We start from the raw sequence: 15,871 nt of genomic DNA, 5'->3' as shown, positions 1-15,871 counted from the left end.
TCGCGGCGGGTCGGAAGGTCTGCACTAATTGAAGTTCTTTAGTGTGCGCTGGTGGCGTATGTGCGCACGGTGAAGACGGCCTCGGGAGCAACCGCGGTGCAGATCGTGTGGTCTTCGCGGCGGGGATCGCGCCAGATTGAGCACCTCGGCTCGGCGCACAGTGAGGCCCAGCTGGAGGCGCTCAAGGCGGCTGCGGCTCAGCGCGTGGCTGCCGGTCAGCAGAGCCTGGACTTGGGACTCGAGCAGGCCGCTGCCGGCGGTGGCCGGCCGCTGGAGATCGTGGGCTCCTGTTCTGAGCACCTGTGGGAGGCGTTGTGTCATGCCTATCGGGTGCTGGGCTTTGATGCCGCCACCGATGGAGATGAGGTGTTTCGGGACCTGGTGGGCGCCCGAATCATCGAACCGACCAGCAAGGTCGATGCGCTGCGGGTGCTTTCGGAGACCGGGGTGGATTCGCCGGCCTATCGGACGGTGAAGCGGCGGCTGCCGATTTTCGCCAAACCCGAATTCCGGCAGGCACTTTCGGCTGCATGTGCAGCGCACGCTGCGTTGGGTCCGGCCAGCCTGGTGCTTTACGACGTGAGCACCCTGCACTTTGAAACCGATGCCGTTGATGGGTTTCGCGAGCCCGGGTTTTCCAAGGAACGTCGACTCGATCCACAGATCACCCTGGGTTTGTTGACCGATGCGACTGGGTTCCCGCTGACAGTGGCTGCCTTCGAGGGCAACAAGGCCGAGACCGCGACCATGTTGCCGGTGATCAACGCGTTCAAGACCGCCCACCGCTTGAGCGAGGTCACCGTGGTCGCTGATGCCGGGATGATCTCTGAAGCCAACCAGGTCGCCCTGCAGGCCGCGGGGTTGTCGTTCATTCTGGGAACCCGGATCTCATTGCTGCCCAACGTGATCGCCGAATGGCGCGCTAAGCACCCGGACGAGGTCATCCCGGACGGGTTGGTGTTAACCCAGCCGTGGCCGGCCACCTCAGCGGAGAAAGCCCGCGGTATCCCGGATCGGGTCATCTACTACCAGTACCGACATGACCGGGCCCGGCGCACCCTGCGCGGCATCGACGAGCAGATCGCCAAGGCCCAGCGCGCCGTGGATGGGCATGCCCCGGTCAAGCGCAACCGCTACATCCAACTCAGCGGTGCGACCAAATCGGTCAACCGCGCCTTGGAGGCCAAGACCCGTGCGCTGGCGGCTGGAAGGGCTACACCACCAACTTGGTCGAACAACCCGCGCAGTTCGTCATCGACGCCTACCACCAGCTGTGGCGCATCGAGAAGGCCTTCCGAATGTCCAAGCATGACCTTCAAGCTCGCCCGATCTACAACCGCACTCGCGACTCGATCGAGGCGCACCTCAGCGTCGTGTTCGCCGCCATGGCTGTATCGCACTGGATCGAACGCCAAACCGGCTGGAGCATCAAGAAATTCGTCCGCACCGCACGCCGCTACCGCACCGTGCAGATTCGCGCCGGACGACAAATCCTCACCGCCGCCGACGCCCTACCCGACGACCTCGCCGAAGCACTCGCCAAGATCCGCACCGACGGTGCGCACTAATTTGGCCCAAGTCGGGACGACTCCCCCAGCATGCCAACACAAATTTCACCGCGAAATCACAGCCTTCCACTTCCGAGGCGTACTTTGCGCAATGAAGGAGGACCTGAGCGTCCCCGACGTAGCCGGCTCGCAGTATAACCCTGCTACCTGCGCTATTACCCTGAAATCCGCGAGTTTTGAGGCTGGCTCAGCCAACACGCCTGAGCCGGGCGAAATTTTCGACAAGATCAGCGGCTGTCGTGACGCTTTCGGCAGGTTTACTCATCCGGGTAGCTATCTCACGGGCCCGGGTGATGTACTGCGGGGCCAGAATCCGGCGCAGGTCCGCTACCAGCGTTTGCTGGCTAGTGGTCGAAAAGCGCCGCGCGGTGCCCACCTTCAATCGCTTGACCGCGGTTCCTCGAAGCGACTGATCGGGCCACGTCCACAGGATAAGAGTGGGCACTCCCGCGCGCAGGCCGACGGCCGTGGTAGCCGCGCCGCCGTGGTGGACCACCGCGCGGCAGGCCGGAAAGATCGCCGCGTAATTCACCGCGCCCACCACTTTGACGTGGCCGAAATGCGGAAGGCCGCTGAAGTCACTCCACGCCGAGCACACCAGCGCGCGCTGGCCCAACTGGGTGCAGGCCGAGGCGATCATGGCCAGGGTGTCGGCGGAGGATTCGACCGGGATGCTGCCGAAGCCGAAGAAGATCGGCGGTGTTCCCTCGGCAATCCACGAGGCGACCTCCTCATCGGCATCCGTCGGAGATTCGACCGTCAGCGCGCCGACAAGGGGTCGCTGGCCGCCGAACTTCGCCCATTCGGCCGCCAGCCCAGGAAAGCAAACCTCCTCGTAGGCCTGGATTTCGAGCGCTCCGCGTTCGGTGATTCGCCGTAGAGAGGGAATTGTTGCCTCCGGTAGGCCAAGTTCACGGCGCTGCGCGTTCTCTACCTTCTTCGTCATGCGCCAATGCAGCCGCTCGAGCACGGTCATTGCGGAGCGCGCCAGCGGCCCCGGCAGATATGGCAGAAGCTGGCCATGGGCCCGCATCGGGAAGGTATGCAGCGTAGCCAACGGAATGCCCTGATACTCTGCGACGTTGGCAGCACCCTCCTGGAAGCTTATGCCGGTGAGTAGCAGGTCGGCCCCCTCTGTTAGCGACGCCAGCGTTGCGCTCATCTCCTCCCAGGACTGGATGCCCGGCTCCCAAACTTCGCGCCACAGCCTGATCATCTCGGGGACGTTCCAGAAGTTCCGGAAGAGACTCGTCCAGAAGTCGCGGTGCATGTCAATCTGTGCACGCGTATCCATCCCGTAGGCGACCGCCGTAAGCCCAGCCGCCTCGACGATGCGAACCATGTCGGGCGCGACGGCCATGCGCACCTCGTGCCCACGGCGCAACAGCTCACGGCCGATGGCGATGCCGGGCTCGACATCACCGCGCGTTCCATAACAGGCCAGCACAAACTTCATTGCGGATCTAGATCCCCGAACCCGACCCCTGGACCGTAATCAGCAAGGACACGAACTCACCGTACATCGTTCATAGTCACGCCGAGGGCCATTTGGGACGTGTCAACGCTGGTGCGTGCGTTGGATGGCGCCAACCGCTCTGACGTACTGCCGTCGGTGGTCAGTCAACACGGCCAACGCGGGCGATGTTTTCCACGAGATCGGCGGCGGCTGCAACGCTTTGGGCGGGTTTGCTCATCCGGGTGGCGATCTCGCGAGCCCGGGTGAGGTAGTGCGGCGCGAGGATGGTGCGCAGGTCCTCGACCAGCGTTCGCTGGGTGGTGGTCGAAAAGCGCCGGGCGGTGCCCACTTTCAATCGTTTGACCCGGATTCCCCACAGTGTCTGATCAAGGTCCGTCGAAAGAATCAACGTCGGGACCCCGGCGCGCAGACCCGCGGCCGTGGTGCCCGCGCCGCCGTGGTGCACTACCGCGCGGCAGCCCGGAAGGGTCGCCGTGTAATTGACCGCGCTCACCACCTTGACGTGCTCGACCTCGCCAAGGCCGCTGAAGTCGGTCCCACCCGAGCATACCAACGCGCGCTCGCCCAACTGCGCACAGGCACCGCTGATCATGGCGAGCGTGTCGGCTGGCGATTCGACCGGGATGCTGCCAAAGCCGAAAAGAATCGGTGGCGTTCCCGCGGCAATCCACGACGCGACCTCATCGTCGGCATCCGTGGGCAACTCCATCGTCAACGACCCGACAAAGGGCCGTTGCCCATCGAATTTCGCCCATTCGGCCGCCAGCCCGGGAAAGCAAACCTCATCGTAGGCCTGGATTTCCAGTGCTCCGCGCGCGGTAATCCGCCGCGGCGCTGGGCCTTTCGCCTTCGGCAGACCCAGTACGCGGCGCTGCGCATCCTCAACCTTCTTCGTGCCGCGCCACGAGAGCCACCAGAACGCCGTCATTGCGCAGCGCCCCAGCGGCGACGGCAGGAATGACAAGAGCTGGCCATTAGTCCGCAACGGGAAGTAATGCAGCGTGGCCAACGGAATGCCGAAATACTCCGCAACGTTGGCGGCGGCGTCCTCGAAATTCAGGCCAGTGAATAGCAGGTCGGCGTCCTCCGCAAGCGACACCAGCGCCGCGCTCATCTCCTGCCAGCACCGGATGATCGGCTGCCCAACTTCGCGCCGCGACCTGATCAGGTCCCGGATCCTCCACGGATTGCGGAAAAAAGACGTCCAGAAGTTGCGATGCGCGTCTAGTACGGAGTGCACATCCGCTCCGCAGGCGACCGCCGCAAGCTCAGCCGCCTCGGCGAAGCCAACAAGATCAGGCGGGACGGCCATGCGCACATCGTGCCCGCGACGAACCAGCTCACGACCGACCGCAACACAAGGCTCGACATCGCCGCGACTTCCATAGCATCCCAGCACAAATTTCATCGCCAAAATCTTAACTCGTCACTTCTCGCGTGCAGTTCCGCACAATAAAAGCGACCCCGCGTACCCGCGGCTCAGCCGCCAGCAGCATAAACCGACACCCCACACTTATCTAGATCTAGAAATCCAGAAGGTTTTGGTGCGCGGCCGACAAACGCCAGGCCGTCGTTGATTCCTGGGTGCTCAAACATGCGTGCAGGTGAGTGAGAAGTTTTTCAAAGCGCTCGAAAGGCCATGTCGTTGGGACGGCCTGGGCCACTGGGAGCAAGAGCTGTTGCTGCGTGACGTCGGAGGATTGGCGAAACCGCGGGGAATCAGAAACCAACTCGTGCGGTCGACGCTCATTAGGATGAACACAGGCAACTGTGAATGAAATTTTCACGTGAAAAATTCATGCGTACTGCACGCCACTACCGCTCCATCCACATCAACACAGCAGACAAATTGACCGCCGCGGCCCCGCTACCCGACGATCTCCGCAACACGTTGCCAAAATCGACCCCAGCAATGCACATTAAGTTGTCCTAAGTCGAGTGTTTTGTCCCGGACTCGCAGCGAACTAACTGCTGTGCCGCGTGCCCTCATTCCACTTGGCTCACTTGGCCCGCAAGACGAATCCGGTCTGGTCACCACGACGCTGTCGGTTTAGCTCCTCCGCGCGTTTTTCCCATTCCCAGATGCGCTTGGGCCCGAACATCCGCAGAATTTTAGGGTCGGTCACTGCAATGCCCCGGCGATAGGCTTCGCTTCCCATAAACTGACCTAAATTTGAATCATCAAACGTCTTCTCTACTCGCAGCCCAGCCGTTTCGGCTGCCAGCGCCATTCCCTGTCGTGAAGGTATAACGAAGTGCCGCGGCGCGTCGATCTGTACCCAGTCCGCTCCATAGATAGCCCACGCCTCAGACGAGGTCGTCGGCAGGCGAACCAGGCAAGTTCCTCCTGGAGCAAGCTTCTGGGATGCCATTTTAAGCGTCGGGACCGGGTCGGGAAGGTGTTCCAACGAATGATTGAACATTACGAGATCAAATTCGCCACTCACTTCGCTCAAGTATCGCTTTACCAGAGGCACACCCTGGGGCGTCTCGCCATCGGCCACGATGAAGGGATCGGCACCAGACAGGTTGCTGAACCCAGCTATCGCCAACCGATCAAGCAGCGCACCGTCGCCGCAGCCTACGTCCAGAATCCGCGCGTCGCGTTCAATCGCTAACTGAGCGAGCATTCCGACGACGTCTCCTCCAATCAGAGCGCGGAGGATACCGTCGAACAAGGGCAATGTCATGAGAGCACCGACTGGCCAGCCACCAATATGTAATTTAAAGCGGTCTTGCTGCGTAACCAGCCATCGGAAAACCCTCGGCTGAGCTAAAACATTGTAGGAGTAGTAATTTGGGGGATAATGACGCATGAGGTCTTGACCATCGGGCTCATTTACGATTTGTAACGAATCGCACGCAACGCAGCTATAGTACTCGAACAGCTCTTGGGTTCCGAACATCATTTCGCGGACTAAAATAGTTTGATGAGGGCCAGTCGATTGGCATAGTCGACACTCCTTGGCTACCTCGCTCACTTGGCCCTCCTAGCGAGGAATTCAACGATGAAAAAGCGCACCACCGGTGCGATTCCGGCCGATGCTGATACGACCACGAGCCGGAGATTAGAGCGTAACTGAAGTGAGGCGTTGTTCGCAAGAAGCCGAATTCGACGAGGTCCCGAGTCGGCAGAACAGGTTAGGAAAGCGTCAAAAAGAGCCAACTTGCGAGAACTAAAAGGTAGTGTTTCGGCTATGTGGGGTTCGGTGCTTGCGCTAGCTCTTCTGACAGGGCTCAACCCGGTGCGTCTCGGCCTCACACTTCTCGTAATCTCTCGGCCACGGCCCTTGCAAAATTTGCTCGTCTACTGGGTTGGGTGCTTGGTTGGCTGTATTCCTGCCGTGGTGCTTCCGCTGGTAATGCTGCATATCACACCGATGTTGAAACCTTTCGCGGATGCTTTGCCAACGAGCTCCGTCGTCCGGCACATCCGACTCGGCATCGGTGTTCTCGCGCTTTCGATCGCCGCGCTGCTAACAGTGCGTTCGCTGATACGCCAGCGTCAGCGAACGCACGTGTCGACTCTCGGCGGTAAAACGTCGACCTTGGTGCTGGATTCGAATCGACCGATGCCATTATCGCGGCTCCTGGGCCGCGCGCAGGATGCGCCGACGGAGGGCGGCTCCGCCATCCAGCGGCTGCTGCGTCGCGCCCGCAATGCCTGGGAAAACGGGTCCTTGTGGGTCGCGTTTTTGATTGGCGTGGGATTTGGGGGGACAGAACCCGACGCGGGGCTATTTCTGCTCGCCACCATAGCGGCTTCGGGAGCTGCGATCGGCACGCAGGTCAGCGCCGCCATCGTGTTCGTGGTCGTGGTACTTGCGGTTGTCGAGATCGCCCTTGTCAGCTACTTGGTGGCACCTGCGAAAACCCAAGCGATGGTTCAAATCCTGCACGAATGGGCGTGGATTCACCGGGGGAAGATCTTGGTAGCCATCTGCACAGTGGGCGGTGTCGCGTTGGTGGCCAACGGCATAGGCAGCATCTGAGCTGGTGACTAATTGCCGGGTGCCTCGTGCGGCGTGCGTTCCGGGCTTGAAGCAACGCGTTAGCGATCGTTGGTCGCTAACCGCTTGAGGATCAACTTCCGACAATTTGTTGGTGATGTGGAATGGCTGGCCTGTGCCGAATCCCTCAAGCGGCTAGCGGTGTTTCGATGGCGAGATCGGTGAAGAGCCTTTGCATGTCGATGCGGATTCGTTCGTAGTCACGGTCGACGCGGGTCCAGTGCGCGGGTTTGCGTCCCATCTTGGGGCTACGGATCCCTGCGAGGATGGGGCCGATGACCTGATCGCGCAGGGTGAGCAGGGCGGCGATGGTGCGCGCGGCCAGCGGCGAGACGTTGTAGCGGCGGGTACGGCCGGGCTTGTCGATGAGCCGTTTGCCGCGGAGTTTACGCAGGTCGTAGCCGGCCTGGCGGATGTTGTAGTCGGTGTCGGAGGTGCCAGTGAGGACGTGCACCTTGGCGGCGAATTCGGCCACGGTGAACCCGTTGGGCGCGAGCGGGTCCGGTCCACCACCGAGTCGAACACCTGCTGCATGGTTGCGCCGTTGGCGAAGATCAGGTTGCGGCTGTAAGCCCAACGGCTGCCGCGACTATGACTGTGGGATAAAGTCCTTTGGCGCCAGACGTCACATTCGACCAGATCACCGGGAATATGTCGGCCAAGTACTGCGCGACGCTGCTGACTCATAGTTTTCTGCATTCCGATCATCGTCTCGGTATCTGCCGGCCGGTTTAGGCCCAAGTCCCGCTGCGCCGGTGAGCAAAAGCGAGAACCTCTCCGATCAGCTTCATGACGGACGGCCGGAGTAGCACGCGAAACTTGTAGTAGCGGTGAAAATCCGCGAACACCCTTCGGAAATCATGTTCGCTCGCCCGATACGCTTCGAAGACGCGGTCCAGCGTAGACCCATCCCAGAGTTCGTCTCGCGCGGCCGCGTGCAGCGATTCGTAGACCGTGGAAATCCAGTCTGTGCCGAAGAGTTCCCTTACCAGACCGGAGTATCGCTGGCGGTGAAGGTCCTGTTCGAGGAACTCCTCGATTGCCGCGTCGTCACGGTTGTCGAGATCGATCGCGAGCGCCGCGGAAATCCGCTCTATTTCCCGCCGCCAATCGCCGAGCAGGTTGGGGTACTCGACGAACACTCGCGGGAGACCGCGTGTGTTTCTTTCCGCTAGCAGATTGTATTTCAGCCACAATGCACTCGAGAGCTCGGGCGAGGAGCCCATATGCCTCGCCAGCGACGCGGCAACTTCTTGGGGGTGGCGCACGGCAATCACGGTCACGATGTCAGATCCGGCCAGACGCACCGCCTCGAACCACATGTCGGAGAGTAGGTTTACCCGCGCTTCCTTAATGATGAGTAGCGGCGCGGCTGGCAGCGTGCTGAGGTATGCGCTGATCTCGGCCACGCAGGCGGCCTTGTCGTTGGCATCAAACGCATGTTCCTCCTGCAGGCGCAATGTCGGATCGTATGGCGCGCTGCGGTGGCGGTACAGGATTGCTTCGTTGAGGTAGATGGCTTTGCGCGGCTCCCAATAGCCAAGGGGATTGCTCTTGTTGGCGCCAACCATCCCCGGCGGGAGCGTACCACCACACAGCGAGAGAACGCGTGTGAGCGCCGACGTTCCAGACCGGGCCATGCCTATCACGAACAAAACAACGGAGCGTGTCGCGGTCGTGCCCTGGATAGCGTCTGTCATGAGCAAAACTCCGGGCTTGCTACCTGGTCCACGATAAAAGGGCTCTTCAAGCTTAAGCGGGCAGTTGTGATTTCGCTCTCATAGGAGGGGTGGTTGCATGGGGAGGCCCTGGCCTTTCCGAAGGCTCACGCACGCCACGCAGCTATAGTATGGACCATCCCGGGTTTCGTGCACACCTTCTTTTGAGGGAAGGATGGCACGATGGCAACGAGGTACGACCAGGACATGAAGGCCAAGGCGGTCTGGCTGGTCCGGGAGCATCGCGACGAGTACGACACCGAGTGGGCGGCGATGCGGGCCATCTCGGCCCGGTTGGGGATGATCGCGGAGACCCTGCGCAAGTGGGTGCGCCAGGCCGAGATCGACGACGGCCAGGCCGCTGGGGTATCGACGGCGGAGAGCCGGGAGTTGCGCGAGCTGCGTAAGAAGAACCGTGAGCTTGAGCAGACTATCGAAATCCTCAAGGCGGCAACAAGTTTCTTCGCGCGGGAGAGCGACCCGCGACACCGTTGATTTGTGAATTCATCGCCGAGCATCGTGCTCGGTTCGGGGTCGCTCCGATCTGCCGCGTGCTGAGCGAGCATGGCTGCAAGATCGCCCCGAGAACCTTCTACGCCTGGCAGGCTCGCCCACCATCGAAACGGGTCTTGTGGGACATGACGGTCGCTGAGATCCTGGCCGGCTACTACACCCCCGATGCTGATGGTCGCCGCAAGCCCGAGTCACTCTACGGTGCGGCCAAGATGTGGGCTCACCTGCAACGACAGGGCATTCCGGTGGCCAAATGCACCGTGGAGCGTCTCATGCGGGCCAACGGCTGGCAGGGGTGCGGCGGGTCAAGAAGGTCCGCACTACCGTGGCCGATCCCGCCGCGCAGCGGGCACCGGACCTGGTGGATCGCACCTTCGCCGTCGATGCCCCCAACCGGCTTCTGGTCGCCGATTTCACCTACGTTCGCCTGGTCACCGGGGTGTTCGTCTACACCGCGTTCGTCGTCGATGCCTACGCCGGGCGGATCCTCGGCTGGGCGTGCTCAACGACCAAGCACTCGTGGTTCGTCGAATCGGCGATCCGTCAGGCCGCAGCGCTGCGGGCCCGTGAAGGCCACCCGCTGGCGGGGTCGACGATTCACCACTCTGATGCCGGGTCGCAGTACACGTCGGTGCACTGCGGGGAGACGATCATGCTCGCCGGCATGAAGCCGTCGATTGGAACGGTCGGAGACGCCTACGATAATGCGTTGGCGGAGACAATAATTGGTCTCTATAAGACCGAAGCGATCCGGAAAGACTCACCGTTCCGAACCGGGCCGCTGCGCTCGGTGCACGATGTCGAGCACCTCACCGCCGACTGGGTCCACTGGTACAGAGCGCCACGAGGCGCTGTGGGATCGAATGGAGGTGAGAATCCTTCGTCTGTCCGCTGTCGCGGCAGCGGGTTGAAGCTGGGGGCAGCCTGATTCGGGGGACGCCGATGAGGGTGGAAAGCAGCCCTGACAACGACGGGACGCGTCGGCACTGCCAGACGACGCGGGTCCGGCAAGCAAGACGGGACGGTGTACGTGAGAAACCAGCGTCTGAACGCTCCTCAAGTCTGTTCCCACCAGCTCGAATCTGGCGGATCTGGGCTGGGCAGCGGCGCACACTCGTATCACGGTGTGGTGCGGGGAACTCCGCGATCGGTTTGTACCGCCGGTCGGGAGGTCACGGTGAAGGCCCGCGGCGTAGCCGTGGCGATGCCGCAGGAGCATAGTTGGGCACCTCGCCCGTCGATCGATCTGACAGTGAACGTGGGAACCCACGCGGTGGTCCCCTTCCCGGAGCGCATCCAGCGTTTCGGCGGGAAGGTCCGTCGCCGGCCGATGCCGTCGTGTGGGGGCGGAGGATCCGTAGTAGTCCGAGTCCGGGAAAGCCGGTCACATGGCGAAGGGGTCCAGCTTGTTCGCGGTTGCCGAGCATTGCGCGAAGGTCGCTGGTGAATACCGGCGCGCCGTGGCCCGACGTCGATGAGGCGTGGCTGCGGGTACGCATGATGCAGCGGAAACTGCATCGTTGGGCGGTGGCCGATCCGGGCCGCCGGTTTGATGATCTGTTCAACCTCGTTTATGACCCAGCGTTCCTCGTCGTGGCGTGGAACAGGGTGCGGGGCAACAAGGGAGCACGCACGGCCGGGATCGATGGAGTGACACCGTCCTCCATCGATGACCGAGCGGTGCAACTCCTTGCAGAACTGCAAGGCGACCTGAAAGAACGCCGGTTCACACCGGTTGCGGTGCGGGAGAAGTTGATCCCCAAGGCGAACGGCAAGATGCGACGCCTGGGAATCCCGACCACCGCCGACAGGATCGTGCAGGCAGCGCTGAAGCTGGTGCTGGAACCCATCTACGAGGCGGATTTCAAGCCGTGCTCGTATGGGTTTCGGCCGAGACGGCGGGCACAGGATGCGATCGCCGAGATCCACCACTACACCTCGGGTAACAAGGGGTACGAGTGGGTCTTTGAAGCAGACATCACGGCCTGCTTCGATGAGATCTCGCATTGTGCACTGATGGATCGGGTGCGGATGCGGGTCGGTGACAAGCGGGTGCTCACGCTGATCAAGGCGTTCCTGAAAGCCGGGATCCTCTCCGAGGATGCGGTACATCGGGATACGCCGACCGGCACTCCCCAGGGCGGGATCCTCTCACCGCTGCTGGCCAATATCGCCCTGTCGGTTCTCGACGAGCACTTCATGCGTCAGTGGGAAGCGCTCGATACGAACTGGAAGCGCACCAAGCATCGGCGCGCCGGAGGCGCCACCTATCGGATCGTCCGCTATGCAGACGATTTCGTGGTGCTGATCAACGGCACACGCGCTCATGCCGAAGCACTATGGGATGAGGTCGAAGCGGTACTCGCACCGATGAGCCTGCGCTTGTCGGTCGAGAAAACCAGGGTCTGCCACATCGACGAGGGCTTCGAGTTCTTGGGCTTCCGCATCCAGCGGCGAACCAAACCGGGCAGCAGCAAGCGGTTCGTCTACACCTGGCCATCGAAGAAATCGCTGGCCTCGATCACCGGCAAGATCCGGAAACTGACGCGCCGCAACAAACATCACACACTCGCCGACCTGCTCCGGCAGGTCAACCCCGTGCTACGGGGCTGGTGCAACTATTTCAAGCACGGAGTGTCTAAACGCACCTTCTGCTACGTCGACCACTTCGCATTCATGCGGGTTGCGTATTGGCTGCGTAAACGACACCTCGGCCTGACCTGGGGAACGCTACGCCGTCGCTTCTGGCCTGACTGGCAGATCAGCGACCGACGTGTCGAGCTGTTCCGGCCACGATCGGTGACGGTCCTCCGCTACCGATACCGGGGCTCGAAGATCCCTGCACCATGGGCGAATTGGCCACCCGACACCGACACCGCACCAGCGGCATGAACAAGTGGAGAGCCGGATGCGTGGAGACATGCACGTCCGGTTCGGAGGGCGGGCCGCAGAAACCCACCGCGTCGAAAGACCGGCAGGGCGCTGCGGTCCGACCCCTACACACCAGCCGGCTCATGCACCGACTCGGACTGAAACCACCCATCGAATACGAGGCCGACTACCATGCACACCACACCGGTCAGCCGACCGGCGCAAAGTAAACCGGTGTGCACAAAACCCAGGGCGATTCAGTATTCGAACGGATTTTGGTGGTGAGGTGTTTTTGACTTAACCGCAGAGATGGCTCCGAAAATTACCCAATGCATGACGTCTCCCCGGTGGGGGTGTTGGTGTGGCGATGGTAGTTGGGGCGGTGTTGCCGGGCGCACTCGAGGCCGTCGCGGCGGGCTTGGCGGATGGCCTCACCGCGACCGCTGTGTTCGTCGTCGGGGGTGATATACCCGATCGACTCGTGGAGCCGAACCGTATTGTATTCAGTTCGTACTCTCGCTAATTCGGCTTCCAGGACGGCGGGGCCGGTGATGGTTTGCAGATGCGGCCACTCGCCTTTGGCGTGGCTGAAAAGCGACTCGATCCACGCTTGATCCTGAGGCACTCCGGGGCGCCCATGGTGGCAGGCAATGGCCATCAGCGCCATAAACGCGTGGGTGTCGCGGGCGGTCATCGGCGGCCCGTTGTCGCTGACGGCGAGCAGGATCGGGCGGCGCGGGTCGTCGGGGTCGAGGTCGAGGCGCTCGTCGGTGAGCAACTCCAGCAACCCTTCAACCTCGAGTGCGTGCTCGGAAAACCACCTGCGCCTAAGTGGCGGTCTCCTCCACTGAGACCAAAGTGTCGATCCACTTTCGGCTGACCATGTCGATGATCGCCAAGCACCCCCGGCGAGCCCGAGTGAAATGCGTGAGGTCCCAGATCCAGATCCGGTTCAGTTGCCACACCAGCCAGTCTGGCCAGGGCTTGCGCCGGGTCGGGTGCGTGGCAAGGGTTCAGGCAGGGTAACCCCATGGGCGATCAACACGCGGTGCGAACTCGACGGCGACACCCACACGATGTTCTGGTAGGAGCCACGGTGGGCCACCTTGCGGTGGCTGCGGCCGACCGGACCCCAGCGTTCGACCAGATCGAGGATCGCGGCCACTTGCTCGGGCAACAAAGCGTGCACCGGGTGCCCACCGGGGGCGGCATCGACCAGGGTGCCGGTGTCGCGGCGCCGCGCCCGCCAGCGATGCACCCGAGAGTCAGAGACCTCCCACAGCGCACATGCCCAGGTGTGGGCGAACCCCGCCGCGACCGCGTCGTCGACGGTTTTCCAGACCAGCTCTTTGACCTCGGCGGGGACCGCCCGCTGGGGCTTCGCGATCTATCTGGCCAGCAAGAACGGCTACCAAGACTCGGTACTGCCCACCGGCCACACAGCAGGCCACCCGAAGACGCTCTCGACACCGCCTGTGGCCTCTACCTGGGTGACCCGACCGCGTGGTTATGAACCCCAACGAATTTACGAGCGGAACCACTTAGCGTCAGGACATGGCCAGGCGCGCTCAGCGGTCCGCGCGGCGCTACTAGAGTCAGGCCGCCTGGCCGGTGCACCGAGTTTGCTGCTGGCACTGGTCAGCGATGCCCTCGGTGTTATCTTTCAGATTGCCTGTAGGTTGTCGGTCACGTGTCGAAGGGGATCACATGACTGCCCATGTCGAGCGATTGGAGTTTCAGGCAGAGGCGCGCCAGCTGCTGGATTTGCTGGTCCACTCGGTCTACTCCAACAAAGATTCGTTTTTACGAGAGTTGATCTCGAACGCTTCCGATGCGCTGGACAAGCTTCGGCTGGAAACACTGCGTAACAAGGAGCTGGACGTCGACACCTCCGATCTGCACATCGAGATCGACGTGGACAAGGAGGCACGCACCCTCACGGTCCGTGACAACGGCATCGGGATGACGCGCAGGGAGGTCGTGGATCTGATCGGCACCCTTGCCAAGTCGGGGACCGCCGAGCTGCGCCAGAAGTTGCGCGAGGCCAGGACCGCAGCGGCCTCCGAAGAGCTGATCGGTCAGTTCGGTATCGGGTTTTATTCGACGTTCATGGTGGCCGACAGGGTCGAGCTGCTCACCCGCAAGGCCGGTGCAAGTGATGCCACCCGCTGGGTGTCTAGCGGCGACGGCACGTACTCCATCGAATCTGTCGACGATGCTCCAGCGGGAACCTCGGTAACGCTGCACCTCAAACCCGCAGATGCCGAGGACGGGCTACACGATTACACCGCGGAGTGGAAGATCAGGGAGCTGGTCAAGAAGTACTCCGACTTCATTGCCTGGCCCATCCGGATGGAGGTCGAGCGACGAACCCCCGACGCGGAGGGCGGCCAAGAGCAGGTCACCATCGAGACCCAGACCCTGAACTCGATGAAAGCGCTATGGGCCAAGTCCAAAGACGAGGTCTCCGAGGAGGAGTGCAAGGAGTTCTACAAGCACATCGCGCACGCCTGGGACGAGCCGCTCGAGATCATCCCGATGAAGGCCGAGGGCACCTACGAGTACCAGGCGCTGTTGTTCATCCCCTCACAGGCCCCGTTCGACTTGTTCAACCGGGACGCCAAGGTGGGGGTGCAGCTGTATGTCAAGCGCGTTTTCGTCATGGGCGACTGCGAGCAGCTCATGCCGCGTTACCTGCGTTTCGTCAAGGGCGTTGTTGACGCGGAAGATTTGTCGCTTAACGTCTCCCGCGAGATGCTGCAACAAGATCGGCAGATCACAGCGATCCGTCGCCGCCTTACCAAAAAGATCCTTTCGGCGATCAAGGATATGCAGTCCGACCGGCCGGAGGACTACCGCACGTTCTGGACCCAGTTCGGTCGCGTCCTCAAAGAGGGCCTGATGTCGGACTTCGACAACCAGGACACGTTGCTTCGAATTTGCTCGTTCGCGTCCACGCACAGCGAGCAGGTGTCCACCACGCTCCCGGAGTACGTCGAGCGCATGAAGGAGGGTCAGGAGCAGATTTTCTACGCGACGGGGGAGTCGCGGGAACAACTTTTGAAGTCGCCGCACCTGGAGGCGTTCAGGGCCAAGGGTTATGAGGTGCTGTTGCTCACTGACCCGGTCGACGAGATCTGGGTGGGCTCCGTACCCGAGTTCGACGGCAAGCGGCTGCAGTCGGTAGCCAAGGGCGAAGTGGACCTCGACTCCGAGGACGAAAAGAGCGAGGCCGAACGTGAAGAACGGCAGAAGGAGTTCGCTGATCTGCTGGCGTGGCTAAAAGAGACCCTGAGCGATCACGTGTCAGAGGTGCGGTTGTCGAAGCGGCTGACCGATTCGCCGGCCTGCCTGATCACCCCCACATTCGGCATGACGCCAGCGCTTGCGCGCATGTACCGCGCTTCGGGACAGGCGGTTCCGAAGGGAAAGCGGATTCTCGAACTCAACCCCACCCATCCGCTCGTCATCGGCCTCCAGCATGCTCACCAGGCCGGCGGTGACGACACGCAAATGCGCCGACTGGCTGAAACTGCCGAATTACTCTACGGCACAGCACTTCTCGCTGAAGGAGACGTACCTGACGATCCGACAAAGTTCGCGGAACTGCTCACAGATCGTCTCGTTCGCACTGTGTAGGGCCTACTGCCGGGCACCGCGCGTATTAAATCACGCGTTTCGTTCGCCGACCACGGCATGCTGTTGGTGTGGTGG

General features: G+C 62.0%; 10 protein-coding genes and 3 pseudogenes. 5 read left to right on the top strand and 8 right to left on the bottom strand.

The window, feature by feature from the left end; translation table 11 throughout:
* The first annotated feature begins 51 nt into the window (after positions 1 to 51).
* A pseudogene (locus MHEC_RS00715) lies at positions 52 to 1,568 on the top strand (IS1634 family transposase).
* A gap of 187 nt (positions 1,569 to 1,755) precedes the next feature.
* Here the strand turns inward: MHEC_RS00715 and MHEC_RS00710 are convergent.
* From MHEC_RS00710 to MHEC_RS00700, 3 genes are all read right to left on the bottom strand, one after another.
* Positions 1,756 to 3,024 carry a glycosyltransferase gene (locus tag MHEC_RS00710; RefSeq protein WP_048893772.1) on the bottom strand — a complete coding sequence of 423 codons (1,269 nt, stop codon included), beginning with the start codon at positions 3,022 to 3,024 and terminating at the stop codon, positions 1,756 to 1,758.
* A 160-nt stretch (positions 3,025 to 3,184) separates the two neighbouring features.
* Positions 3,185 to 4,453 (bottom strand): glycosyltransferase, encoded by a 1,269-nt coding sequence (locus MHEC_RS00705; protein WP_048893771.1) that lies wholly within the window; start codon positions 4,451 to 4,453, stop codon positions 3,185 to 3,187.
* Positions 4,454 to 5,045: 592 nt separating this feature from the next.
* Positions 5,046 to 5,954, bottom strand: coding sequence for a class I SAM-dependent methyltransferase (locus MHEC_RS00700; RefSeq protein ID WP_048893770.1), 909 nt, complete (start codon positions 5,952 to 5,954; stop codon positions 5,046 to 5,048).
* 288 nt (positions 5,955 to 6,242) lie between these two features.
* Here MHEC_RS00700 and MHEC_RS00695 point away from each other — a divergent pair, with 288 nt between their 5' ends.
* On the top strand, positions 6,243 to 7,037 hold the full coding sequence (locus tag MHEC_RS00695) for a GAP family protein (protein ID WP_071700564.1): 795 nt from the start codon (positions 6,243 to 6,245) through the stop codon (positions 7,035 to 7,037).
* Positions 7,038 to 7,182: 145 nt separating this feature from the next.
* Here the strand turns inward: MHEC_RS00695 and MHEC_RS23855 are convergent, their stop codons facing one another.
* From MHEC_RS23855 to MHEC_RS00685, 3 genes and pseudogenes are all read right to left on the bottom strand, one after another.
* Positions 7,183 to 7,530, bottom strand: a complete 348-nt coding sequence (locus MHEC_RS23855) for a hypothetical protein (protein ID WP_048893769.1) — start codon at positions 7,528 to 7,530, stop codon at positions 7,183 to 7,185.
* A gap of 200 nt (positions 7,531 to 7,730) precedes the next feature.
* Positions 7,731 to 7,796, bottom strand: a pseudogene (locus MHEC_RS24905) (hypothetical protein); the annotation flags it as partial.
* Positions 7,787 to 8,755 carry a sulfotransferase family protein gene (locus MHEC_RS00685; protein ID WP_048893768.1) on the bottom strand — a complete coding sequence of 323 codons (969 nt, stop codon included), beginning with the start codon at positions 8,753 to 8,755 and terminating at the stop codon, positions 7,787 to 7,789. The gene MHEC_RS00685 and the pseudogene MHEC_RS24905, both read right to left, overlap by 10 nt.
* 201 nt (positions 8,756 to 8,956) lie before the next feature.
* Here MHEC_RS00685 and MHEC_RS00680 point away from each other — a divergent pair.
* Both MHEC_RS00680 and ltrA read left to right on the top strand, forming a co-directional pair.
* A pseudogene (locus MHEC_RS00680) lies at positions 8,957 to 10,133 on the top strand (IS3 family transposase); the annotation flags it as partial.
* A gap of 596 nt (positions 10,134 to 10,729) precedes the next feature.
* The gene (gene ltrA / locus MHEC_RS00675; RefSeq protein ID WP_048893872.1) at positions 10,730 to 12,178 is read left to right on the top strand and encodes a group II intron reverse transcriptase/maturase; all 1,449 of its coding nucleotides are present in this window, start codon (positions 10,730 to 10,732) and stop codon (positions 12,176 to 12,178) included.
* 301 nt (positions 12,179 to 12,479) lie between these two features.
* Here the strand turns inward: ltrA and MHEC_RS00670 are convergent, their stop codons facing one another.
* Positions 12,480 to 12,944, bottom strand: coding sequence for an integrase core domain-containing protein (locus MHEC_RS00670; protein ID WP_200902214.1), 465 nt, complete (start codon positions 12,942 to 12,944; stop codon positions 12,480 to 12,482).
* Positions 12,945 to 13,109: 165 nt separating this feature from the next.
* Positions 13,110 to 13,415 carry a COG3415 family protein gene (locus tag MHEC_RS00665; protein WP_200902215.1) on the bottom strand — a complete coding sequence of 102 codons (306 nt, stop codon included), beginning with the start codon at positions 13,413 to 13,415 and terminating at the stop codon, positions 13,110 to 13,112.
* 449 nt (positions 13,416 to 13,864) lie between these two features.
* On the opposite strand from MHEC_RS00665, the gene htpG reads away from it, so the two are divergent.
* Entirely contained in the window at positions 13,865 to 15,796 is a 1,932-nt protein-coding gene (gene htpG / locus MHEC_RS00660) for a molecular chaperone HtpG (RefSeq protein WP_048893356.1), read from the top strand.
* The last annotated feature ends 75 nt before the right edge of the window (positions 15,797 to 15,871 follow it).

This window comes from Mycobacterium heckeshornense, assembly GCF_016592155.1.
In the GTDB taxonomy this organism is placed as follows: Bacteria; Actinomycetota; Actinomycetes; order Mycobacteriales; family Mycobacteriaceae; genus Mycobacterium; species Mycobacterium heckeshornense.
This window is presented reverse-complemented; position numbering and strand designations above follow the sequence as displayed.

What these genes read in the sequence shown, in the direction of transcription:
- MHEC_RS00710 (WP_048893772.1), bottom strand. Translation starts at nt 3,024, where the DNA reads ATGAAGTTTGTGCTGGCCTGTTATGGAACGCGCGGTGATGTCGAGCCC.
- MHEC_RS00705 (WP_048893771.1), bottom strand. Translation starts at nt 4,453, where the DNA reads ATGAAATTTGTGCTGGGATGCTATGGAAGTCGCGGCGATGTCGAGCCT.
- MHEC_RS00700 (WP_048893770.1), bottom strand. Translation starts at nt 5,954, where the DNA reads ATGATGTTCGGAACCCAAGAGCTGTTCGAGTACTATAGCTGCGTTGCG.
- MHEC_RS00695 (WP_071700564.1), top strand. Translation starts at nt 6,243, where the DNA reads ATGTGGGGTTCGGTGCTTGCGCTAGCTCTTCTGACAGGGCTCAACCCG.
- MHEC_RS00685 (WP_048893768.1), bottom strand. Translation starts at nt 8,755, where the DNA reads ATGACAGACGCTATCCAGGGCACGACCGCGACACGCTCCGTTGTTTTG.
- htpG (WP_048893356.1), top strand. Translation starts at nt 13,865, where the DNA reads ATGACTGCCCATGTCGAGCGATTGGAGTTTCAGGCAGAGGCGCGCCAG.